This is a genomic window from Arthrobacter sp. Sr33 (genome assembly GCF_054511195.1).
On the sequence record NZ_JBTNDD010000007.1, the window covers coordinates 197,859 to 219,209 of the forward strand.

The 21,351-nt window shown below is 64.2% G+C and carries 19 protein-coding genes; 6 read left to right on the top strand and 13 right to left on the bottom strand.

All coding sequences use genetic code 11. The features are described from left to right. Nucleotides 1-19: 19 nt before the first annotated feature. Both ACX80T_RS11335 and ACX80T_RS11340 read right to left on the bottom strand, forming a co-directional pair. Nucleotides 20-2,233, bottom strand: a complete 2,214-nt coding sequence (locus ACX80T_RS11335) for a catalase (RefSeq protein WP_459304454.1) — start codon at nucleotides 2,231-2,233, stop codon at nucleotides 20-22. Nucleotides 2,234-2,326: 93 nt separating this feature from the next. Beyond that, nucleotides 2,327-4,372, bottom strand: coding sequence for a putative bifunctional diguanylate cyclase/phosphodiesterase (locus tag ACX80T_RS11340; protein ID WP_459304455.1), 2,046 nt, complete (start codon nucleotides 4,370-4,372; stop codon nucleotides 2,327-2,329). Nucleotides 4,373-4,561: 189 nt separating this feature from the next. Here ACX80T_RS11340 and sctO point away from each other — a divergent pair, with 189 nt between their 5' ends. Further along, nucleotides 4,562-5,449: a type III secretion system stalk subunit SctO gene (sctO, locus tag ACX80T_RS11345; RefSeq protein ID WP_459304456.1), complete on the top strand. Its 888-nt coding sequence runs from the start codon at nucleotides 4,562-4,564 to the stop codon at nucleotides 5,447-5,449. A gap of 95 nt (nucleotides 5,450-5,544) precedes the next feature. On the opposite strand, the gene ACX80T_RS11350 is transcribed toward sctO, so the two are convergent. Next, on the bottom strand, nucleotides 5,545-6,483 hold the full coding sequence (locus ACX80T_RS11350) for an NAD-dependent epimerase/dehydratase family protein (RefSeq protein ID WP_459304457.1): 939 nt from the start codon (nucleotides 6,481-6,483) through the stop codon (nucleotides 5,545-5,547). A 200-nt stretch (nucleotides 6,484-6,683) separates the two neighbouring features. Between ACX80T_RS11350 and ACX80T_RS11355 the strand changes: the two genes are divergently transcribed. Both ACX80T_RS11355 and ACX80T_RS11360 read left to right on the top strand, forming a co-directional pair. Next, complete coding sequence (locus ACX80T_RS11355; protein WP_024475765.1) at nucleotides 6,684-7,370, top strand: aspartate/glutamate racemase family protein; 687 nt, start codon at nucleotides 6,684-6,686, stop codon at nucleotides 7,368-7,370. 469 nt (nucleotides 7,371-7,839) lie between these two features. Next, nucleotides 7,840-8,208 carry a hypothetical protein gene (locus ACX80T_RS11360; protein WP_019481922.1) on the top strand — a complete coding sequence of 123 codons (369 nt, stop codon included), beginning with the start codon at nucleotides 7,840-7,842 and terminating at the stop codon, nucleotides 8,206-8,208. 89 nt (nucleotides 8,209-8,297) lie between these two features. Here ACX80T_RS11360 and manD read toward each other — a convergent pair whose 3' ends face one another. The 8 genes from manD to ACX80T_RS11400 all read right to left on the bottom strand — a co-directional run bounded on the left by manD (nucleotide 8,298) and on the right by ACX80T_RS11400 (nucleotide 16,295). Continuing rightward, a complete protein-coding gene (gene manD, locus ACX80T_RS11365) occupies nucleotides 8,298-9,527 on the bottom strand; it encodes a D-mannonate dehydratase ManD (protein ID WP_024475764.1) in 1,230 nt (409 codons plus the stop codon). A 44-nt stretch (nucleotides 9,528-9,571) separates the two neighbouring features. Next, entirely contained in the window at nucleotides 9,572-10,573 is a 1,002-nt protein-coding gene (locus ACX80T_RS11370; RefSeq protein WP_272944175.1) for a sugar kinase, read from the bottom strand. Between the two features lie 98 nt (nucleotides 10,574-10,671). Continuing rightward, nucleotides 10,672-11,304: a bifunctional 4-hydroxy-2-oxoglutarate aldolase/2-dehydro-3-deoxy-phosphogluconate aldolase gene (locus tag ACX80T_RS11375; RefSeq protein ID WP_024475762.1), complete on the bottom strand. Its 633-nt coding sequence runs from the start codon at nucleotides 11,302-11,304 to the stop codon at nucleotides 10,672-10,674. A 32-nt stretch (nucleotides 11,305-11,336) separates the two neighbouring features. Further along, the gene (gene dgoD / locus ACX80T_RS11380; RefSeq protein ID WP_019481918.1) at nucleotides 11,337-12,482 is read right to left on the bottom strand and encodes a galactonate dehydratase; all 1,146 of its coding nucleotides are present in this window, start codon (nucleotides 12,480-12,482) and stop codon (nucleotides 11,337-11,339) included. Continuing rightward, nucleotides 12,472-12,996: a gluconokinase gene (locus tag ACX80T_RS11385; RefSeq protein WP_459304458.1), complete on the bottom strand. Its 525-nt coding sequence runs from the start codon at nucleotides 12,994-12,996 to the stop codon at nucleotides 12,472-12,474. Before ACX80T_RS11385 ends, dgoD begins: the two co-directional genes overlap by 11 nt. Nucleotides 12,997-12,999: 3 nt before the next feature. Then, nucleotides 13,000-13,887, bottom strand: coding sequence for a carbohydrate ABC transporter permease (locus tag ACX80T_RS11390; protein ID WP_116778220.1), 888 nt, complete (start codon nucleotides 13,885-13,887; stop codon nucleotides 13,000-13,002). Between the two features lie 3 nt (nucleotides 13,888-13,890). Beyond that, the gene (locus tag ACX80T_RS11395; protein ID WP_459304460.1) at nucleotides 13,891-14,838 is read right to left on the bottom strand and encodes a carbohydrate ABC transporter permease; all 948 of its coding nucleotides are present in this window, start codon (nucleotides 14,836-14,838) and stop codon (nucleotides 13,891-13,893) included. A 167-nt stretch (nucleotides 14,839-15,005) separates the two neighbouring features. Then, a complete protein-coding gene (locus ACX80T_RS11400) occupies nucleotides 15,006-16,295 on the bottom strand; it encodes an ABC transporter substrate-binding protein (protein WP_459304461.1) in 1,290 nt (429 codons plus the stop codon). Between the two features lie 156 nt (nucleotides 16,296-16,451). On the opposite strand from ACX80T_RS11400, the gene ACX80T_RS11405 reads away from it, so the two are divergent. Beyond that, nucleotides 16,452-17,192, top strand: coding sequence for a FadR/GntR family transcriptional regulator (locus tag ACX80T_RS11405; protein WP_459304462.1), 741 nt, complete (start codon nucleotides 16,452-16,454; stop codon nucleotides 17,190-17,192). A gap of 182 nt (nucleotides 17,193-17,374) precedes the next feature. Here the strand turns inward: ACX80T_RS11405 and ACX80T_RS11410 are convergent, their stop codons facing one another. Continuing rightward, entirely contained in the window at nucleotides 17,375-17,500 is a 126-nt protein-coding gene (locus tag ACX80T_RS11410) for a hypothetical protein (RefSeq protein ID WP_272944171.1), read from the bottom strand. Nucleotides 17,501-17,564: 64 nt separating this feature from the next. On the opposite strand from ACX80T_RS11410, the gene ACX80T_RS11415 reads away from it, so the two are divergent. After that, nucleotides 17,565-18,074, top strand: coding sequence for a universal stress protein (locus ACX80T_RS11415; protein WP_024475439.1), 510 nt, complete (start codon nucleotides 17,565-17,567; stop codon nucleotides 18,072-18,074). A gap of 65 nt (nucleotides 18,075-18,139) precedes the next feature. On the opposite strand, the gene ACX80T_RS11420 is transcribed toward ACX80T_RS11415, so the two are convergent. Then, nucleotides 18,140-19,168, bottom strand: coding sequence for a 6-phosphofructokinase (locus tag ACX80T_RS11420; protein ID WP_024475438.1), 1,029 nt, complete (start codon nucleotides 19,166-19,168; stop codon nucleotides 18,140-18,142). 216 nt (nucleotides 19,169-19,384) lie between these two features. Between ACX80T_RS11420 and ACX80T_RS11425 the strand changes: the two genes are divergently transcribed. Further along, nucleotides 19,385-21,351, top strand: a 1,967-nt coding sequence (locus ACX80T_RS11425) for a LuxR C-terminal-related transcriptional regulator (protein ID WP_459304463.1), incomplete at its 3' end; no start/stop codon positions are given.

The window sequence follows — 21,351 nt, forward strand, 5'->3', positions numbered from 1 at the left end:
TCAGTTGCCTTTAACCTATTTACTTAGCGGGAACCGGGAAGCGGTCCCAGACCCGGTGCTTGGACAGCAGCTCGGTCAGCGTGGTGAGCACTGGCGTCGCGTCGCCGACGACGACGCCTGGCGCCTCGGGGCTGATGGCGCTTGACTGCAACACCGAGGCAACGTCGCCGACGCCGCCGATGGCCTTCGAATGCCTGAACGCCTCGGAGAGGAGCAGTGCGACACGGGGGTCGATTGTCACGCCCGGTGACCCGGCCTTAGCGTCCCGGCTATTGGCAGCGTCGTCGCTCGGGGTTGCCGCGCCGGCCACGATCAGCGCGTCGAACTCGGTGGATCGGGCGGTGAGGTAGGTCCGCTGGACCACCAGTCCGCCGTCGAGCTTGCCGCCCTTGGGAGCGATGATCAACGGAACCATTCCGGCGTCGTTGATCAGTGAGCTGAGCCTGGCGACGGCGGTGACGTCGCTGTTGGCGTCAGCGATCACACCGATGATCCGGCCCTCAACAGGCCAGGTGCCGCCGATCTGCGAAACCGTGGGGCTCGGCTCGTGATCCTCGACCTGTTCGATGGGTGCGGGTGCTGCCAGGCCGAGACCGTTGGCCACCTCGGCGCACAGACGCTCGTCGATGTTGGCGAGGTTCTGCAGCTGCCGGACGCGCAGGTTCTCTTCGTACACTTTTCCCAGTTCGAAGGTGTACGCGGAGATGACGTGATCCTGTTCCAGCGGGGTGAGGGACTTGAAGAACATCCGCACCTGGCTGAAGTGATCTTCGAACGTGGCCGGATTTTCGCGTACCTTGCGCGACGCCGGAAGTTTCTGCGGCACGTCGATGTAGGCGCTCATGTCCTCACCGGCGAGGAACGGGCAACCGCCGTCGAGCGAGTTCGGCCGGTACGGCGCCACTCCCCCGTGGACTGCGGTCTGGTGCATGCCGTCGCGGAGCATGTCATTGACGGGAGCGTGCGGCCGGTTGATCGGCAGCTGGGCGAAGTTTGGTCCACCGAGCCGGCTGATCTGGGTATCGATGTAGGAGAACAGCCGACCCTGCAGCAGGGGATCATTCGTGACGTCGATGCCCGGCACCAGGTGACCCGGGTGGAACGCGATCTGCTCGGTCTCAGCGAAGTAGTTGGTCGGATTTGCGTTCAGTGTCATCGTTCCGATGATCTGCACGGGAGCCAACTCTTCGGGGACAAACTTGGTGGGGTCGAGCAGGTCGATTCCCTCGAACATCTCGTCTTCGGTGTCCGGGAAGGTCTGGATGCCCAGGTCCCACTGCGGGAAGGCTCCGGCCTCAATGGAATCCGCCAGGTCGCGGCGGTGGAAGTCGGGGTCCATCCCATTGATGATCTGGGCTTCTTCCCATACCAGGGAGTGGACGCCCTGTTTCGGCTTCCAGTGGATTTTCACCAGGGTGGTTTCGCCTGCTGCGTTCTGCAGCCGGAAGGTGTGGACGCCGAAGCCTTCCATCGTCCGGTAGGAGCGGGGAATGCCGCGATCGGACATGTTCCACATGGTGTGCGCCTGCGCTTCACTGTGCAGGGAGACAAAATCCCAGAACGTGTCGTGGGCGCTTTGGGCCTGGGGGATTTCACGGTCCGGGTGCGGCTTGGCAGCGTGGACGACGTCGGGAAACTTGATCGAGTCCTGGATGAAGAACACCGGGATGTTGTTTCCCACGAGGTCGTAGGTGCCTTCATCGGTGTAGAACTTGGTGGCGAAGCCACGGGTGTCACGCACCGCGTCAGCCGAACCGCGTGAGCCGAGCACCGTGGAGAATCGCACGAAGACTGGCGTCTCGACGTCCTTGGCGAGGAAGCCAGCCTTCGTGACTCCTGCTGCGGCACCGTTGGCCACAAAGGTTCCGTGAGCGCCAGCCCCGCGGGCGTGAACGACACGCTCGGGGATGCGCTCGTGGTCGAAGTGGGTGATCTTTTCACGCAGATGATGGTCCTGGAGCAGGACCGGCCCACGTGGACCCGCCTTGAGAGAGTGATCGGTATCGGCGACCCGGGCGCCCTGGGCAGTGGTGAGGAACCGACCGCTCTGCGAATTGACGGTCTTGGCAGCGCCGGTGGGGGTACCGGTCGGTGACACAGTCTCGGGCGCATCCTGATCGGGCTTGGGCGGGAGCGGCTCGCGAGGTTCCACCGGCTCCGCCAGGCTCGGCGCCGCAACCGACGGCGCACCAGGAATAGGGGGGTTGGTGATGGGGGAATTCTGCTCAGACATCGATTGCTCCAGACACTCGGGTAGCGCAGAGTTCCTGTCGCTACCCTGTCAGCCTACACGTAATACTAAGCAGGCTTCATATATAAGGGGGTGCTACACCGGGGTGAAAACCCCGACGGTTTCCGCTCCTTTGCGTCGGATCTGCTGCACCAGCCAGTCCATCAGCAGGCGGCCCGCCGAGGGGTGGGTGGCCTCGGGATCGTGCTGCAAAGCGTGCCAGCGCATCACATCCTCGTTGGCGGGACTGTCGTCGAGTAGCCCAGTGAGAGGACAGGCTGCCAGCGGACGCGGATGCGGCGCACCCAGCCGGGCGAACTGCCAATGGTAGGCCAACCCGCCCAGGTAGGTTCGTGGCGCATTCGGCTGCACGTCGAGGATGAAGCCGCGCGCCCAGCCGGCAGCCTCCACGGCAGGCAGCGGCCGGGTGAAGTAGTACCCCTGCCCCAGCGGCGCGCCGAGGACGACGGCGGCCTCGGTGATCCCGAGATCCTCCAGCCCCTCAATGGCGACGTTCATTTCGAAATCACGGCCCATCTGGATGAGGGACGCAATCATGCTCAGCGTCTCCACAGGCTTCCTGCGGATCTCGGTGAGCAGCTCGCGATCCAGCTTGATGGCGCTGAAGGGGAGCACCGACAGTCGTTTCAGGCTGCTGTGGCCTGCGCCGAGGTCATCCATGGCAAGCCCGACACCGAGGCCCACGAGCTGATCCAGGGCATCGCGCTGCACCTCCCACTCCAGGGTCTGTGATTCAAGCAACTCGAGACCCAACCGGTTCGGGGCAATATTATGGCGCTCCAGAGCGTCACGCACCAGAGTGAGACAGTCCGGATTCAGGAGCGTGCTCGGGGGAAGGTTCACCGAAATGTTCGCCTTCAGCCCTTCCCCATCCCAGGTGGCGACCCAGCCGAGCGCCTGATCAAGCATCCCGACAAAGAGCAGGTCAAGCTCATTTTTGGTCAGATAGGGAAGGAACTCGCCGGGCGAAGCAATCCGCCCGTCGGCCATCCGCAGCCGGGCCAACGCCTCAAACAGGTGCACCGACCCATCTCGGAGGTCAACCACCGGTTGCATGAACGCATCGAGCCCCCCTGAGTGCAGCCGCTCCCGGTAACTGTCGATGACGCTGCTATCCGGCCGCCCGCCGACGCCAGCCACGCCCGCTGCCAGATAATTCAGGTCGGACCCCAATCCGGCCTCCGGCTCAGCAGCAGCCAGCGTCCACCACCGGTCACGGTTGCTCTTCAACTTCTTCGACTGATACAACGCTTCATCGGCATTCCGCAGCAACGACGCCATGTCGCACCCGTCGCGGGGATACAACGCGAGCCCCATGCTCATCCCCACCCTGATGCTTCTCCCATTGACGGTGAACGGCCGTTCAACCGCATCGTGCAGCGAATCCAGGATTCCAGCGAGCACTACCGGCGCCGCCGCGCGGTCAATGTCCTTCACCAGGAGAATGAATTCGTCGCCGCCCATCCGGCCGAGAAAATCGCCGTCGCGCAATATGGCCTGCATGCGCACAGCCCATTCTTTGAGGACGTGGTCCCCGGCTTCGTGGCCGAATGCGTTGTTGACGGCGCGGAAGTCGTCAAGGTCGATCATGCCTACGGCTGCCGTGACCTTGGTGTGGTCGCCCCTGGCGAACACGTCCTGGAACCGTTCGGTGAGCGCCACCCGGTTTGGCAGCCCTGTCACCGGATCATGCATCGCCTGAAACCGCAGTTGCTCGTTCAGGGCAATCCGGGTGTTGATGTCCCGTTGGACGCTGGCATAGTGGGCGACCCGACCGTCGGCGTCGCGCAGCGGGACCACGCTCAGGTCATTCCAAAATGCTGACCCGTCCTTGCGGTAGTTAAGGATTTCCCCGCGGAAGGGCTCCCCTGCGGCCAGTGCCGTCCTCATGACGCGTTTGGTCTCAGGATCAGATCCAGGCCCCTGCAGCAACCGGCAGTTCAGCCCCACCACATCCTCAGGGCTGTATCCAGTAATAGTGGTGAAGAACTGCGAGACGTGGACGATGTTCTGGCTGGCATCGGTGATCAGTGTGACCTCGGAGGTAGCTGCGTGAGCCTGCGCAAACAGCGACTCGGGCAATACCTCGCCCTCGAACCGAGGTTCCCATTTGGTCGCCATTGAACTCATCCCCTAGTGTGCTTCGTTACGCCGATGTCGCACGCCAACGAACGTTTGGCGGCCCAGTCTTACGGTGGGCGATCCGTTTCCCCAGATCAATTCCTCTAGAGGAATGGTAGCGGCAATTGTGAGAGGTAGATCACCACGGTTACATTGGGGCCAAACCCACCCGCGCTGAGGAAGGACACCGTGAGCGATCGGAAGCAATCCGAACACCCCCTGACCGAGGCTGCCGCTCACCTGTATGCCCTCCCCCTCGAAGAGTTCACCGCCGAACGCAACGCGCGGGCGAAAAGCGCCGATGACAAGCTGCTATCCGGTCAGATCAGGCGGCTCCCCAAACCTTCGATGGCAGCGTGGCTGGTCAACATGCTCGTCCAGCACCGCCGGGACGCCGTTGACGAGGCCCTTGAGCTTGGGATGGCTCTGCGCAATGCCCAGGAAGAGCTAGATCAGAAACGGATGAAGGAACTCGGACAGCAGCGGCAGCGGCTACTCAGCGGGCTGGGCACAGTGGGCATCTCGCTCGCGAAAGAACTCGGCCATGGTGTCAGTGCCACGGTCGCAGCCGAAGTGGAGCAGACGTTCCGTGCCGCCATGACCGACGCGGATGCCGCCGCCGCGGTGTCGACCGGGCGGCTCCTACGCGTCCTGAGCGCCAGCGGCTGGGACGCCGTCGACCTCGAAGGTGCTGTGGGAGGGCCGTTTGAGCAGGCCACCACCGCCACCGGCAGGGCCGGGGTTGGGAAGATCACCGCCGGAGAGAACGGGGTCGACGAGGAACGCGTCGACAGCGCGCGCACCGCACTGGAGGACGCCGAGCGCACTCTGGCGGAGGCCGACGACGACGCCGAGGACGCGGAACGCAGGATCGACAAGTTCCAGGACCGCCGTACCGGGTTATCCACAGAGATTGAGGACCTGCAGCACCGTCTCGCCGAGTTGAGGGCAGACCTCAAGTCACTCGATCACCAGATCGACGAGGCCGAACAGGAACAGTCGGTCGCGGTCCGCGCCGTCCGTGATGCGCAGCGCGCCGTGGACAGCGCCCGACGGCGGTTGGACAAGCTCCTCTGAGGCGGCACGGGACGGGCCTGGATCCTTGCATCATTCGTAGTGCAGGGCCAGACTACGAGCCTCCGCCACCTACCCCACCGAAGCGGTCTCGCTCTCTAACGGCGCCCGGCAACGGATCTGTCCCGCCACCAGTTGACCGTTGCCGCCGCTGCTTCAGGCAACGGGGTGGGGGCCAGCCCCAACCGCTGCTCCGACGCTGTGGAATCCATGATGAAGGGGTGCTCCATCTGGTACAGCAGTTCCGTCAGCTCGCGCATCAAGGGCTGCACCCGTCCGAGTACCCGAACAAACCAGCCCGGCACCGCGACGACGTTGGGGGTCGGCACGCCCGCAGCCGTGGCGAAGGCGGCGACCAGTTGCCGTTGGGTGATCGCACGCAGGGTCGGCGCGTGCAACACCGTGTTCCACACCCGCTCGTCGCGGGCCGCGGTGATCAATGCGGCCGCAAGATCGGGGACGTAGGTGAAGGAATGCGGGGTGTCTGCGCTCCCGATCACGCTGATCCGCCGACCGGCAATCACCCGGGGCACCACCCGCTCACCCATCTGGGACTGCAGCACCCGGGGGCCGAAAAAGTCGGCCGAGACAACGCTTACCGTGGGGGTCGGTGATGCCTCCCGCGCCTTCAACAGGTCAGTGCGGACTCCGCGCTTACCTCCCGTCGCGTCGCGGGGACCGGCTTCGGTCATCACCTGTTCCGGCTTGCTGTAGGAGTAGAGGCTTTCGGGAAAGACGACGACGGCGCCCTCGCGTGCCGCAGCAGCCAGGATGTTTTGCTCCGACCGGGGAAGCTCCCGCCGCCAGGCGTCGGCGTTGTAGGCGGCGTGAATGCAGTGGAAGACGGCGGAGGCCCCCTCAACGGCTTTAGTCACCGCCGTCGGGTCCGACACATCCACCGGCTGCCGTTGGATCAGCTGCGAGTCGGGGCCGGTGCCGTTCCTGGTCAGTATCCGCACCCGGTGACCGGCGCCAGCGAGCAACTCGGCTACCGTCCATCCGACCGGACCAGCCCCGGTAACCACCATCTGCTCCATGCTCGTTCCTTCCAGAAGGCATTGAGGGGCGAAACTATTGGCAGGAGTTGAAGGGATTATGTCGCATTCCCAGTTCGCCGTCCATGCCCCCGAAAGCGGCAACGCCCACGGGTCTTTAGTTGCTAACCGGCGCGAAACCTCGCGTTAATCCGCCGCTGTCACCATTGAATTGACCCAACCGGCCTTCCAATGAGGAATCAATGACACGCATCGGCCTAATCAGGGTTCTCACTTCGAGTGATCCCCGACTGTTGAACATCCACGGTCGCGCGGTCCGCGACGCGTTCGGTGTGGAAGTTGTTTCGCGAGCGGTCCACGACCAGCCGGAAGGCGTCCACGACCAGTTGACTCACGATTTCGCGTCCCCCAAGGTCATGGCTCTCGCCGCCGACCTGGCACCCCACGTTGACGGCATCATGATCAGTTGTTCCTCCGATCCCGGGCTGGAGGACGTACGCAGCCTCGTTGATATTCCGGTGGTGGGCGCCGGCTCTGCAGGGGCGGCCGCTGCCCTCGCCCTGGGCTCCCGGATTGGTGTGCTCGCGCTCAGCACAGAACCGCCGCTCGCCGTTGCCCGGGTGCTGGGTGAGCATTTGCATTCGGTTCAGGCGCCCGACGGCGTCACCCACACCCAGGATCTACTCACGCCGTCCGGGGTTTACGAAACCTATCTCGCGGCGGAGCGGCTGGTTGACGAGGGCGCCGACGTCATCCTGCAGGCGTGCACTGGGCTGACCAGCATGGGGGTCTCGCGCGAACTTCGCCGGCGGTACGGCCTACCCGTGGTCGACGCCGTCCTGGCGGCTGGGTCGGCTTTGACCCTGCAGTTGGGCAGTCCCGACGCTCGGCGCCACGCGGGCGGGGTGCTCGCCAAACTGGCCGGTTAGCCGTTGGTGTGTTCCCGTCCGCTGAGCTACCGGGGCTACTCAGGCTGCCCGGGGTGCTGGCGGCGCCCTAGCTTGGTGAGCGAGTCCCACCGCCGGGCCGCGAGACGGCGTAACTCACCGTTCGCATCCGTTGCCCGATTCTGAGTGCTCGATCGGCGGCGGCTGGGCCAGCTCACCGATTTTCCTTTGGGTGCGCTGGGGGAAGACGCCGCTGAATCGGGCTGGTCCGCTGCCGGCCCGTCGACTTTCCGATTTTTCTTCATCATCCCTTTTGACCCCCAGTTAGACCTCTGATCTGATCATAGGGGCCAACGGTGGCCTGGTAAACACCTGACGGCCCTGCCTGCATAAAGGGCGGGTAGGAATGAAGGACCGTTCGCGTATCGCCAGCCCATAATCGAGTAGTCGGCACGCGTTACATCACCGCCGTGTCCTCCTAGCCTGAAATCCCACGGGAAGACAGGACACTATGATCGACTACGCCATCGAATCTCTGCCTCTCTATTCCCCGGGGACACTCAAGGACCTGGAGCGTGAGCTCGAGAACCCTGAAGCCTGCAACGCCTTCGTCCAGATTTCGATCGGCATGTGGGATCAACGGTTCTACCGACTCAGTCGGGCCGCCGAAGATCGGGATGAGCGTCTCCTGATGGATGTCATCCTCAGTATCGAAAGCTCCAGCAGAATGCTGGGACTTCTCCAGCTCGCCGCCTTGGCGGGCGTGCTGAAAACCAGACTGAAGCATCAGGACCTGGATGGCGTAGTCGGTCTCCTACCATCCCTCGAACAGTGCGGGACGCGGAGCATGCGCGAGCTGCAAGCGGCGTACCCCGCCTAGACCGGCGGCGATCCGGGACGGAACCTCGATGGCGCGAAGGCCTGTCGAGGAACCACCGCCCGGGTCGCTGCCCCCGCACGATCGGGGATTTACCAGTCGTGAATGGTCCCGTCCTTGAGCCGGTTGAACGGCAGGTAGGCGGGGGTGTATGGATGGGCCGCTGCAGCGTCCAGATCGAGTTCGACGCCGAGTCCGGGCTGCTCGCCCGGGTGTAGGTAGCCGTCCTTGAAGGAGAAGGACTGCTGGAACACCTCGTTGGTGAGATCGCCGTGCCGCATGTACTCCTGGATGCCGAAGTTGTGGATTGCCAGGTCCAAGTGCAGGGCCGCGGCCATCCCCACCGGCGAAATGTCGGTGGGCCCGTGGATGCCTGACTTGATCTGGTATTGGGCCGCATAGTCGAGGATTTTCTTCATCGCGCTGATTCCCCCGGTGTGGGTGACTGCCGAGCGAACGTAGTCAATCAGCTGCTCGCGGATCAGGGTCTGGTAATCGAACACGGTGTTGAACACCTCCCCGATGGCCAGCGGCGTGGTGGTGTGCTGCCGGACCAGCCGCAGCGCATCCTGGTTCTCCGCCGGGGTGCAGTCCTCCAGCCAGAACAGGTCGTACGGTTCCAGCGACTTGCCCAGGCGGGCCGCCTCGATCGGCGTCATCCGGTGGTGGCCGTCGTGCAGTAGCGGCAGTTCTGGTCCGAACTCGTTGCGCACCGCCTCGAACACGGTGGGGATGTGCCTCAGGTAGGCGCGGGTGTCCCAGTCCTCCTCGGCGGGAAGGGCCGCGCGCTGCGCCGGCTCGTAGTCGTAGCGGGTTCCACCGGCACTCGGCTGGGCTGCCACCCCGTACACGGCATCGATGCCCGGCACGGCGGTCTGGATCCGGATCGCCTTGTATCCCAGCTCAAGGTGTTCCCGGACGGAGTCGAGGATCTCGGGGATGTCCCGCCCGCTGGCGTGGCCGTAGGCACGGATGCCGTCCCGTGACGCGCCGCCGAGCAGTTGGTACAGCGGCATGCCAGCGGCTTTGGCTTTGATATCCCAGAGCGCGACGTCGACGGCCGCGATCGCCGCCATGGTCACCGGCCCCCGGCGCCAGTACGCTCCGCGGTAGAGGAACTGCCAGGTGTCCTCAATCCGGTGCGCGTCCCGTCCAATCAGCAGCGGCACCACGTGGTGTTCCAGATACGCAGCGGCGGCCAGCTCGCGCCCATTCAGCGTGGCGTCGCCAAGCCCGGTCAGGCCGTCCTCGGTGGTGATCTGGAGAGTGACGAAGTTCCGATCCGGACTCGACACGATCACTTCTGCGCTCTTGATTTTCACTTACGTCTCCTTGCTACGAACTTCAGATAAATGAACCAGACTGACTAGCGGATGGTGCTGCCTGCCGATTGGTCGGCCAGGGCAAGTTCGCTGCGATACGGCAGGTTCTCCCAGTCGCCCGACCCGGAAACAGCAAACGCGCCGAGCGTCGCCCCGCGCAGCAGTCGCCCGGCGGTTGGCTCCCCATCGAGCAACGCTGAGAGATACCCTGCCGTGAACGCGTCACCGGCCCCCACCGTGTCCACCACCGGTACCGGGATCGCGCTCTGGTGCACCGGCCGCTCCCCCGCGGTGAAGGTCGAGGCACCAGCCGCACCGCGCTTAACGACGACGTCTCGCACCCCGCGCACGTGCAGGCCCGCCACGGCTTCGGCTTCCGAAACGCTGGGGGCCACGAGGGCCAGTTCGTCGTCGGAAGCGATGACGATGTCGGCCAGGTCAACCAGCGGGCCAAGCACCGCCGAAGCCTCGGAGACGGCCCACAGTTTCGCCCGATAGTTGACGTCGAAGCTCACCAGGATGCCCCGACGTTTCGCTTCACCCGCCGCCCACAGGGTGGCTTCAGCCGCGGACACGGAGAGTGCGGGGGTAATCCCGGTGAGGTGTAGGACCCGCGGGTTGCCTTCCAGCGCCGCCCGCAAGTCATCGCTGCAGAGCGCCGAGCCGGCCGAATTCGCCCGGTAGTAGGCGGCCCGCGACACCTCAGCGATCCGCCGTTCCAGCAGCATCAGGCCGGTGGGGCGCCTGGGGTCGACGACGACGCCGTCGGTCACCACGGCCTCGGCGCGCAGGGTCCGCAATGCGAAGGTCCCCACTTCGTCGGCTCCGAGCCTGCCCACCCAGCTCACCCGGTGGCCGAGCCGGGCGAGCCCGATCGCGACGTTGGTTTCAGCGCCGCCGAGCGACATGGTCATCGCGCCCCCGGCACGCAGCAAGCCCGCAGCCCGGATCGACGCCATGGTTTCGCCGAAGGTGACTACCTCAATTTTTAAGGTGCATGCATTGCATGCAGTGCATGCACTTTCACATTCGGATTGTGCCTGCAATGCCTGCAATGCATGCACGTTTCCCGAAGGACTACCTCCCACCGCTCCTTCATTAGGAACCGGGCTACTCCCCGCTGGCCCCCTGTCAGCATCCGCACTCATCCGGCGACCGCCGCCGCGAGCTCCAGGTACCGCCGGGCACGCTGCCGCAGTTCGGTCAGGTCCCCGCCCGACGCCGAGTCCCCCACCAGCGGTGAACCGACGCCGACGGCAACGGCGCCGCGGGCGAGGTAATCGGCGGCTGCTGCCTCGTCCACTCCGCCGACCGGCACAAACGGGATGGCCGGGAACGGGTCGCGCAGGGCCGAGAGGAAGCGGGGCCCGCCAAGTGAGGCGGGGAAGAGTTTGATCGCAGTGGCGCCCTGGTCCATTGCCGAGTACACCTCGGTGGGGGTCAGTGCGCCGGCAATGACCGGCAGCTGGAGCCTGACGCCTGCGGCGACTGATGCGGAGACCGCCGGAGTCACGAGGAACTGTCCACCGGCAGCGGCGACCTGCTCGGCGTCGTCGGCGGTCAGGACCGTACCGGCCCCGACGGTCGCCCGGTCTCCCACCTCCTGACGCACCGCGGCAATGACGTCGACGGCGTCGGGGGTGTTCAGCGACACCTCGAGGTAGCGGACCCCCTCGTCGACCAGGGCTACGGCGGCACGGATTGAGGCATCCTGGTCGGTACCGCGGATGATGGCCAGCAAGCGGGAGCTGCTGAGTCCGTCAAGAAAGTCAGACATGGGTGGTCCTTTCGTAGGGCTGGAAGGCCGGTTTACCACTCGGCGTAGGAGCCGTCGTCGTGCCGCCACACGGGTGAACGCCAGGCGTGGCCGCTCTTGTCTGCCCGCCGGACGGCTGCTTCATCGATTTCGATGCCCAGACCCGGACCGGTGAGGCGCTCCACGTGGCCGTCCACGAACTTCAGCGGGGTCTTGTCGAGGACATAGTCGAGCACTTCGGCGCCCTGGTTGTAGTGGATGCCGATGCTCTGTTCCTGGATCAGGAAGTTGGTGGTCGCGAAGCCCACCTGCAGACAGGCGGCGAGCGCCAGCGGACCCAGCGGGCAGTGCGGCGCGAGCTGGACGTCGTAGACCTCGGCAAGGGAGGCGATCTTGCGGACCTCGGTGATGCCACCGGCATGCGAGAGATCCGGTTGCGCGACGGCGATGCCCGCCTGCAACACCGGGAGGAATTCCTGCCGGTTGTAGAGCCGCTCCCCGGTGGCGATGGGGATGCTCGTGGAACTGGTCAGCCCACCGATCAGGTGCGAATTCTCCGGCACCGTCGGCTCCTCCAGGAAGAAGGGGTGCAACGGTTCCAGCAGCGGTGCAACCCGCCGCGTGTTGGCAAGGGTGAACCGCCCATGGAAGTCGACTGCCACGTCCCGGTGCGGGCCGAGCACCTCGCGGGCAGCGGCGACGCGCTCCACCACGGCGTCGATCTCCGCGACGCTGCCAAGCGGGCTCATCCGACCGCTGGCATTCATCTTCACTGCGGTCAGTCCCACCTCAAGCTGGGCGGAGATGGAGTCAGCCACCTCGGCGGGTTCGTCGCCGCCCACCCAGCCGTACATCCTGATCCGGTCGCGGACATGCCCGCCGAGCAACTGGTGCACTGGCACGCCGAGCGATTTCCCGGCAATGTCCCACAGTGCCTGGTCCAACCCGGCGACGGCGCTGGCCAGGATGGCACCGCCACGATAGAAGGAGCCCTTCGTCATGACCTGCCAGTGGTCCTCGATCCGGAGCGGGTCGGCGCCGATCAGCAACTCGGAGAGCTGCTCGACGGCGGTCCGCACCGTCTCGGAGCGACCCTCCACCACCGGCTCGCCCCAGCCGACAATGCCGCTGTCAGTTTCCACCCTGACGAACAGCCACCGTGGTGGGACGAGGAAGGTTTCGATCCTGCTAATGCGCATGAATGTTGCTTTCGGAGAGGTACGCGACAATGTGGTCAACCATTGCCTGTGGTGGGAGGGACAGGTCAACGGTCAGGCCGCGTTCGTCGTCGCCCAGGGTCTGCAGGCTCTCGTACTGGGAGGCAAGCAGCGACGGCGGCATGTACTCGTGTTCCCGCTCGGAGATCCGTGCGGCCACCAGTTCCATGGTGCCGTGCGGGTGCACCACCACCAGTTCTGGGACGTGGCCGCGGAGCAGGTCCCGGTACGCAAGTTTGAGAGCCGAACAGGCGACGACGACGCCGGCTTTCCGGCCTTCGGCGAGCACCGCACCGACGGTGTGTAGCCAGGGAAGCCGGTTGTCGTCGGTGAGGGGCGTCCCTGCGGCCATCAGGGTTTTGTTGTCCACCGGGTGCAGGTCATCACCGTCAACGAAAGCGACGCTGAGGCGTTCAGCGAGCAGCGACCCGATGGTGCTTTTGCCAGAACCCTGCACCCCCATGACCACGATTGGGGGGGTTTTTGAGTCTGCCATGACCTAGCCTTTGGTCGCGCCGGCGGTCAGGCCGGAAACGATGTACTTCTGGGTGAACAGCGCGATCACCATGATCGGGATAGTGACCACCACGGAAGCGGCCATCAGGCCTCCCCAGTCGATGCTGGCGTAGGCCACGAAGTTGAAGATGGCCACGGGCAGCGTCTTCGTCTCGGCGCCGGAGAGCACCAGGGCGAACATGAAGTTGTTCCACGAGAAGATGAAGGACAGGATTCCGGCCGTTGCCACGCCGCCGATGGACAGGGGCAGGGTGATCCGCAGGAAGGCGCCGATGTGGGTGAGTCCATCCACCCGGGCCGCTTCCTCGAGCTCAAGGGGCATCGAATCGTAGTAGGACATCATGATGTACACGATCAGTGGCAGGGCCACGAACATGTGCGAGAGGATCAGCACCCCGTACCCGCCCACCAGGGACAGGTTGGAGAATACGTAGTACCAGGGCACCAGCAGGCTCACGCCCGGGATGATGCGGGCCATCAGCACCACCAGCGCTGAACGGCGCATCGCGAACCGGCTCATGGAGTAGGCCGCCGGGACGCCGATAATCAGGGATAGCGCCGTCGACGCGAACGCCACCCAGAAGCTGTTGAACACGAACGAGAAGTAGTTGTTGCGACCCAACACCGTTTCGTAGTTGGCGGTGGTGGGGGTGAAGATCAGGGTTTTGCTGGCGTCGTAGATGTCGACGTTGGTCTTCAGCGAGGCCAGGAACATCCAGACCAGCGGGGCGATGAACGCGAGGACCACGAGGGTCAGGGCGACAACGCGGAAGATCTTGTAGCCCTGCCGGCGAAGTGGTTTCTTCCGGCGCGCGGGAATGCCGGTGGGCTTGGTGCTGCCCTGGCTGAGGTTGGGGGCGATCGTGCTCATGAGCTACACGTCCTTCCGGCGCCGGGTCAGAACCCACATGGCCGCGATGATGATGAGGAAGAAAAGGATCAGGACGGTTGAGGACAACCCGTAGTCGTTGTAGTCGAAGCTAAGCCCGTAGGCGTAGATATTCAGCGTCTCCACTTCGTTGAAGGATCCACCGCCGCGCCCCTTGGTGGCGTACAGCAGGTCGAAGGTTTTGAGCGCGTCGATGCTGCGCAGGAGGACCGCCACAATGATGGTCGGCATCAGCAGGGGGACGGTGACGTAGCGGAACCGCTGCCACGCGTTGGCGCCGTCGATCCGGGCCGCTTCGTCCGGCTCCTCGGAGAGGGAGGTGAGGCCGGCGAGCAGGATGATGACCACCATCGGGGTCCACTGCCAGATGTCGATGAAAATCACTGTGGGTAGCGCGGTCGCCTGACCGGAGAGCCAGGGCTGGGGCGGAATGCCCACAAAGCCGAGCACCTGGTTGGCGAACCCGATGTTGGGGTCGAAGATCAGCCGCCACATCATGCCGACGGCGACCGGGGTGGCGACCAGGGGCAGGAGGATTGCCACCCGGACCCATTTTTCGCCCTTGAACGGGCGCCACAGCAGGAGTGCGATGCACATGCCCAGGATCATCTGGACGGCGAGCGCCACAGAGGTGAAGGCGAAGGTGCGCCCGACGGCGGGCCAGAAGCGTTCAGTGTCGGTGAGCACTTCGGCGTAGTTGGCGAAACCGATGAACTCGGATTCGGCGCGGACCGACCCTGAGGAGTCGGTCAGGCTCAAGTACATGGTCCAGCCGAGCGGGAAGATGATGAGGATGCCGACGAAGATCATGGCCGGCGCCGCGAACAGCCACTTCCGGTGGTTGTTCGCCCAGTCGGAGTAGGCCTTGTAGTGGGTGTTCCCCGGCCTGCGGTCCTTCGGCGGGTTGATCCTCGGTGGGGAGGCGACAGTCATGGTCAACGTCCTTGGTGCGCTAATGGCAATGGTTGCAAAGGTGATGGGTGGAGCGCGTCAGGGTGCGGCGGCCGGTCAGCGGGCCCGGTGGTTGCGCCGCCCAGCGGAGGTTGTCTCCGCCGGGCGGCGCCGCATCGCAGGGCGGCTGCGGGAGCCGCCGTCGAACGCTATTCGCGTTCGTCGTCCAGGAAGGCCTGGAAGGATTCGCTCGCTGCATCAGCTGCCGCGTCGACGTCGCCGCCGGTGATGCCGATGACGATCGGATCGCCCACCACTTCACGGGCTTCAGCCACGTTGATCACGAGCGGGCGATCGTAGCCGACGCCGTTTTCGGCGCTGGCCTCGATGGCCGCAACGAGGTCCTCGGGATAGGTCGCAGTGCCTTCAGGGTCGGCCCAGACCGATGTGCGGGGACCGGGGACGCCTGCCTGCTGGATTTCGAGAACCATTTCCTTGCTGGTGGCCCATTCGAGGAACTTCCAGGCGTTGTCCTGGTTCTTCGATGCCTCGTTAATGCCGAGGCCCCACGATGGTACGTTGTAGGGCTTGGATCCGGCAGGACCTGCAGGCAGTGGGGCGAAGCCGACATTCTCGGCAACCTGCGAGTTCGCGGGGTCGGTGGCGTTCTGATAGAGGCTGTCTGCCTCGGTGTAGAAGGCTGCACCGCCCTGGGTGAAGATGGCCATGGCTTCGGGCCAGCTCATGTCGGTGCTGACATTCTCTGGACCATATTCGTTGATCATGCGGCCGTAGTAATCGTAGGCTTCCTTGGCTTCCGGTGAGGCGATGGCTGAGTTGCCTTCCTCATCGATGAAGTCGCCGCCGAAGCTGTAGAGGAAGCTGGAGAACTGGGTGACGGCCGGTGACTTGCCGGTGCGGGCGACGAAGCCTGCGACGTCGGGGTTCTCTTCGCTGATCTGCTTCGCGGCGGCTTCCAGCTCTTCGAGAGTCTCCGGGACCTCGAGGCCTGCAGCCTCGAGGAGGTCGGTGCGGTAGTACAGCACCTCGCGCTCGGTGATGGTTGGGACGCCAACCACCTTGTCCTCAAACGTGGTGGAGTCGACGGGGCCGCTCTGGAAGTCTGACCATTCCCACTCGGGGTTAGATTCGACGCGTTCCGTCAGATCGGCCAAGTAGCCGTTCTGAGCAAACAGCTTGCCCTCCTGCAGTGGCCGGTACATCATGACGTCAATTTCGTCAGTGCCAGCATTGAGCTGCACGTTGTACTGGGCTGAGAGCTGATCTTCGCCGAGCTGCGTGAGTTCGACGGTCAGGCCCGTTTCTTCTTCGAATTCGGGAATTGCTTCAATGATGGTATCGGTCCACACATGGTTGGCGAGGGTAACCCGCAGAGTGTCGGAGGCTTCGTCGCCGCCGCCTCCGCCGCATGCTGCAAGGGTTCCGCCCAGCAATGCCGTCAATGCCAGTCCGGCTACCCGCATAGTTTTGCGTTGCACTGTTGCTCCAGTTCTCTTCGTTGAGGACACCCGCAATAGTCGGGGCCAGGAGTAGATGATCGGTTTACATCTGCTAATAGCCACGATAGTAGTGACAAAGATCATACTTATGCAACCCCGTTACTCAAATGGGATGCTCTTGATACGCTTCACTTCATGCAGCCAACTGAACCCCATTCCACCGATGTCATGCCCTCTGGCCTGCATGCGTCAGTGGTTGACCAGATGGGACTGGCGATCGGGGCCGGCGAATGGGCCGCCGGATCGGTGATGCGGATCGAAGAGCTCGAGGAGCGCTACGGCGTCTCCCGCTCGGTCATCCGCGAGGTGCTGCGTGTCCTAGCCTCCATGGGAATGGTCGAATCACGACGGCGGGTGGGCGTCCAGGTGCTGCCCCCCACCGAATGGAACCTCTACGACCGCCAGGTCATCAGGTGGCGCCTTGCCTCCCCGGGGCGGGTCGCCCAGCTCCGCTCATTGACCGAGTTGCGCACGGCAGTGGAGCCGCAGGCCGCCCGGCTGGCAGCACTGCGGGCGCCGCTGGCCGACGCCAGCGAGCTCATGGGACTGGCCGGAAAGCTGTGGGCCGCCGGGCAGGACGGCGACACTGAACTGTTCCTGACCCTCGACATCCAGTTCCACCGCCTGGTGCTATCCAGCTCCGGGAACGAGATGTTCGGGAAGCTCAACTCCCTCGTCGCCGAGGTTCTGACCGGGCGAACCCACTATGGCCTCATGCCCGAGCACCCGCACGACGAAGCACTGCAACTGCACGTCGACGTCGCCAGCGCCATCCAGCGCGGCAACCCGGTCGATGCCCACCACTCAATGCTCGCCATCATGGAACGTGCCATGACCGAAATGAGCACGCTCTGGGATGAAGCAGCGCACAAATAGGATCAGCCAAAAGAAACTGATGCGCTGGCCGCGGAGGATTCGCCTCAGCTCGAACACACTGGCTCCCTCAGAGTGGGTGCACCTCTGACCGGCGTTGGAGCCGTCCCCGTACATGGCCCTGTACCCGGCAGACCCAGTGAACACCGGCACCCCGAGGGCGTCGCGCTCTCCGGCCGAGTTCCCTACCTGACCGCTGGCGACGTCGTCACGATCGCATCGAAGGCCTCGGCGAGCTGGTTCAGCGTATGGTCGCCGCCCCCGACCACTCCGTATAAGCCTTGAATATTGGCGGCTGTTTCCCTGCGCATAGGGGCTTACGCGGCGTAAAATTGGGGTACCCGGAAGTGGTCCTGCGAGCCAAGGAGAGCTGTGATGGAACGAACCCCAGAGGATCCTCATGTAGTGGTGGGCGTCGACGGCTCGGAGCCTTCGATCCTCGCCCTGAGGCTGGCCGCGAAACTCGCCCCGGCCCTTGGCGCTGAAGTCCACGCCGTTGCCTGTTGGGACTATCCAAGGATGTACGAGGAGTACCTCCTCCCCGACATGACCATCTTCGGAAAGGGTGCCCAGAAACGCCTCGATGAGGCTATTCACGAGGCGTTTGGAGACGAGACGCCGCCTGGATTCACCAGCACCATCATCCGCGGTCATCCGTCGACCGTGCTGGTCGAGGCGGCCGCGAGGGCACAGATGCTGGTGGTCGGCAGGCGGGGTCACGGCGGCCTCCGCGGCCTGCACCTGGGATCCGTGAGCAACGCGTGTGTCGCGCGTGCCGTCTGCCCGGTAGTCGTGGTGCACGACGACGGAAAAGCCGAACCACACCACCGCTGGCGTGACCGCTACCGCGAGAACCGTCCCCTTGAGCCCTATGACCTGATCTGATCTGGCAGGAACATTAGGTGCCAGAGGCGAACCGTTCCCGCAATCGCGCCGTTCAGACCAACCGATCAGCCGAAAAACGTTGTTGCTTCGTCATAGCGTGACTGCGGGACAGTCTTGAGTTGCGCCACCGACTCTCCTAGGTCTACCCGCACGATGTCAGTGCCGCGGAGGGCAACCATGGTGCCCCACGCGCCGTCGTGAACGGCGTCTACTGCTGCCATGCCCAGCCGGGTGGCGAGCACCCGATCTGACGCACTCGGCGCACCACCCCGCTGGATGTGCCCGAGAGTTGTGGACCGCGTTTCAATCCCGGTTCGTTGCTCGATGATGGGTGCGAGCCTTTCACCAATACCACCCAGCCTGGGTCGATTGAAGGCATCAAGTCCGCGTTCCGAGTGGGGGTGGTTCATCTCCGCCGAGACAAATCCCTCGGCCACAACCACCAGCGGGGTTCTTCCCCGGTGAAACGGCTTCGCCACCCACTCGCAAATCTCCTCCATGCTGGGCTGCTGTTCCGGGATGAGAATCGCGTGGGCACTCGTGGCCATGCCCGCGTGTAGCGCGATCCAGCCAACATGGCGTCCCATCACCTCCGCAATCATGCACCGATGATGCGATTCGCCGGTGGTACTCAGCCTGTCGATCGCCTCGGTCGCGATCTGCACCGCAGTGTCGAAGCCAAACGAATAGTCGGTCGCGGACAGGTCGTTATCCACCGTTTTGGGGACACCGATGATCCGCACACCATCATCACTGAGGATTTTAGCGGCGGCGAGGGTTCCCTCACCGCCAATTACAATCAGCGCATCCACCCCGAGGGAACGAAGGTTCGCTTCGATGTGCTGCACGCCGCTGCCATCGCCGAACGGGCTGGTGCGGGAAGTGCCAAGAATTGTTCCGCCCTGTTTGGCAATACCGCGAACGCTCATCCAATCCAGGATGATCGAATTGTTTTCAACCAACCCCCGCCAGCCGTCGATGTAGCCGACGAATTCGTCGCCATGGTTCCGGATCCCCCGGAGCACGCAGGACCGGATCACAGCGTTCAACCCCGGGCAATCTCCGCCGCTGGTCAGAATTCCAATCCGAGCCATTACTCTTCTCCAGCCATCGTTTCGCCCTGTCCGGGACCCTTGTTTTGCCTACCTCAACGCAACCATCAATCCACTGGACCTGCCATGAGGGCTTACCCGCCGTCCCCATGGGGGATAACCAGCACGCATAGTGATTTAATGCATAAACCGATGGTGTGCTGCACAGGTGTCCGGTCCCACGGAGATTCAACGCGCATTTCGTCAGAGAGGACGGAAATGACTGATTCCTGGCTGGGGCCTGACCCACTAATGCATGGCACGCTGCAGGTGGATAGCGCGCAAAAGCGGTTGGACACTGTCGCGGAACTGGCACGTGACCTCGCCGGACGATTTGAGCTTCAACCGCTCCTGGAACGGATTTTGGGGCATGCCGCACTGCTGCTTGGCTGCGAATCGGGTTCCCTCTCCCTAGTCAACGAAGCGAGCGGGACCTACGCCAAAAAAGTCGATTTCGGCGTGGGCTGCCAGGAAGGGCAAACCTTCTCGCTAGAGGAAGGAATCACCGGCCTGGTGGTGCGGGATCGCTCCACGGTGATCCTCCGGACCTACAGTCAAGTGTCGAAGGGCCATATCTCCCCAGAAGATCCCCGGTGGAACTGCGCGGTCATTGGGGTACCCATCCAGTGGGATGCACGCGTCATCGGGACCTGCATCATCTTCGGCGCCGATCCGCAGCGCGTGTTTACTCCCGATGACGCCGCGTTGGCTGAGCTCTTCGCCAGCCACGCAGCGATCGCGTTGAAAAATTCAGAATTGCACGCCATCGCTTCTGAACGCGAGCAGGAGGCCGCCATCGGAGTGGAACGGGAGCGGGCGGTGCGGGACGTTCACGAGACCATCGGCCGGTCCCTGGCCACCCTGCTTCTCAGTCTTGATGATGCGGACAAAGCGGTCCGGCGGGACGGCCTGGAAGCCGCCGCAACCCGGCACATCGGAACCGCCCGTAATATCGCCCATGATGCCCTGGCCGAAACGCGCCGCACAATCCTGGGGATGGGCCCGGCGTCCCTCGCGGGCCGGGACCTCGACGTGGCAGTCGCGGCCGAACTGACCTGGGCCGAATCGATGAGCGCTGCGGAGACGCAACTCACCGTCATCGGGTCTCCCCGCGCGCTTGCCCCGGAGATCGCTCACCAGGCGTTCAAGATCATCCAGGAGGCGCTGGGCAATGTGGTCACACACTCGAGGGCGACGAGCGTTCGGGTGGGATTGGTCTATGAGAGTGATTCGCTAGCTGTCCTGGTGGAAGACAACGGGCGGGGATTTGATCTGGCTACCACCCACGGGGACCACTCAGCCCTGCCCACGGGATGCCTTGGCCTGCATGGGATGACCTCGCGTGCGGTCCATCTGGGAGGTGACCTGCACATCGACACGATGCCCGGGTGGGGTACCAAGGTGAGGGCCACCCTGCCCGACAAGGTGCCGGAGCGGGGCGAGCGCCCCCAGCCGCGGTGGAAGGTGCTGATCGCCAACGACAAACCCCTCATCAGCGCTGGCTTGGTCAGGCTACTACAGATCAGCGAGCCAGCAGTTCAGGTAGCGGCCGAAGTCAGCTCTTCAGGGCAACTGCTGGACGCATACGAACTACTCCGCCCCGACGTCCTGGTGGTTGATCTGGACATGGTCCAGGAAACCGATACGGGACTACTCACGGAGGTCAGGAAACTCGATCCACAGGCCGCCATCGTGGTCCTCACGGATAATCCCACGGTGGACCAGGTGCGGTCAGCCAAACAAGCTGGCGTGCGAGGATTCATCAACCGCAAAGCGGGAGGAGAGGCGATTGCGCGGGTGATCGTCGCGGCTGGTCAGGGGCAGGCGCTGGTGGAGGGCGAGCTTTTCGATTCCCTCATGGCTGCCGCCCCGGAGGACACCACGCTGGACAGTTTCACGGTGCGCGAGCGGCAGGTGCGCGACATGGTGCTACAGGGCATGGCGGACAAACAGATCGCGCGCCAGCTGCAGATCTCCGCAAAGACCGTTGAAAAACACGTTGGATCCCTGCTCCGCAAGACCGGAGCCCGCAACCGGACCATGCTGGTCAGCATGAGCGGCGTCGAGCCGTCCCAGCCCACGCCCGACGTAGGTGCGGCCCCCCCTAGCCCCCCGGGGTCAACCCCCAGACCAAAGTCCGCCCCCCTCAACATGATCCAGATCAAACCCCCCCCCTATTTGTTCGA

What these genes read in the sequence shown, in the direction of transcription:
- ACX80T_RS11350 (WP_459304457.1), bottom strand. Translation starts at nt 6,483, where the DNA reads ATGGAGCAGATGGTGGTTACCGGGGCTGGTCCGGTCGGATGGACGGTA.
- ACX80T_RS11335 (WP_459304454.1), bottom strand. Translation starts at nt 2,233, where the DNA reads ATGTCTGAGCAGAATTCCCCCATCACCAACCCCCCTATTCCTGGTGCG.
- ACX80T_RS11390 (WP_116778220.1), bottom strand. Translation starts at nt 13,887, where the DNA reads ATGAGCACGATCGCCCCCAACCTCAGCCAGGGCAGCACCAAGCCCACC.
- ACX80T_RS11355 (WP_024475765.1), top strand. Translation starts at nt 6,684, where the DNA reads ATGACACGCATCGGCCTAATCAGGGTTCTCACTTCGAGTGATCCCCGA.
- ACX80T_RS11420 (WP_024475438.1), bottom strand. Translation starts at nt 19,168, where the DNA reads ATGGCTCGGATTGGAATTCTGACCAGCGGCGGAGATTGCCCGGGGTTG.
- ACX80T_RS11385 (WP_459304458.1), bottom strand. Translation starts at nt 12,996, where the DNA reads ATGGCAGACTCAAAAACCCCCCCAATCGTGGTCATGGGGGTGCAGGGT.
- ACX80T_RS11375 (WP_024475762.1), bottom strand. Translation starts at nt 11,304, where the DNA reads ATGTCTGACTTTCTTGACGGACTCAGCAGCTCCCGCTTGCTGGCCATC.
- ACX80T_RS11395 (WP_459304460.1), bottom strand. Translation starts at nt 14,838, where the DNA reads ATGACTGTCGCCTCCCCACCGAGGATCAACCCGCCGAAGGACCGCAGG.
- ACX80T_RS11415 (WP_024475439.1), top strand. Translation starts at nt 17,565, where the DNA reads ATGGAACGAACCCCAGAGGATCCTCATGTAGTGGTGGGCGTCGACGGC.
- dgoD (WP_019481918.1), bottom strand. Translation starts at nt 12,482, where the DNA reads ATGCGCATTAGCAGGATCGAAACCTTCCTCGTCCCACCACGGTGGCTG.
- ACX80T_RS11340 (WP_459304455.1), bottom strand. Translation starts at nt 4,372, where the DNA reads ATGGCGACCAAATGGGAACCTCGGTTCGAGGGCGAGGTATTGCCCGAG.
- ACX80T_RS11405 (WP_459304462.1), top strand. Translation starts at nt 16,452, where the DNA reads ATGCAGCCAACTGAACCCCATTCCACCGATGTCATGCCCTCTGGCCTG.
- ACX80T_RS11360 (WP_019481922.1), top strand. Translation starts at nt 7,840, where the DNA reads ATGATCGACTACGCCATCGAATCTCTGCCTCTCTATTCCCCGGGGACA.
- ACX80T_RS11410 (WP_272944171.1), bottom strand. Translation starts at nt 17,500, where the DNA reads ATGCGCAGGGAAACAGCCGCCAATATTCAAGGCTTATACGGAGTGGTC.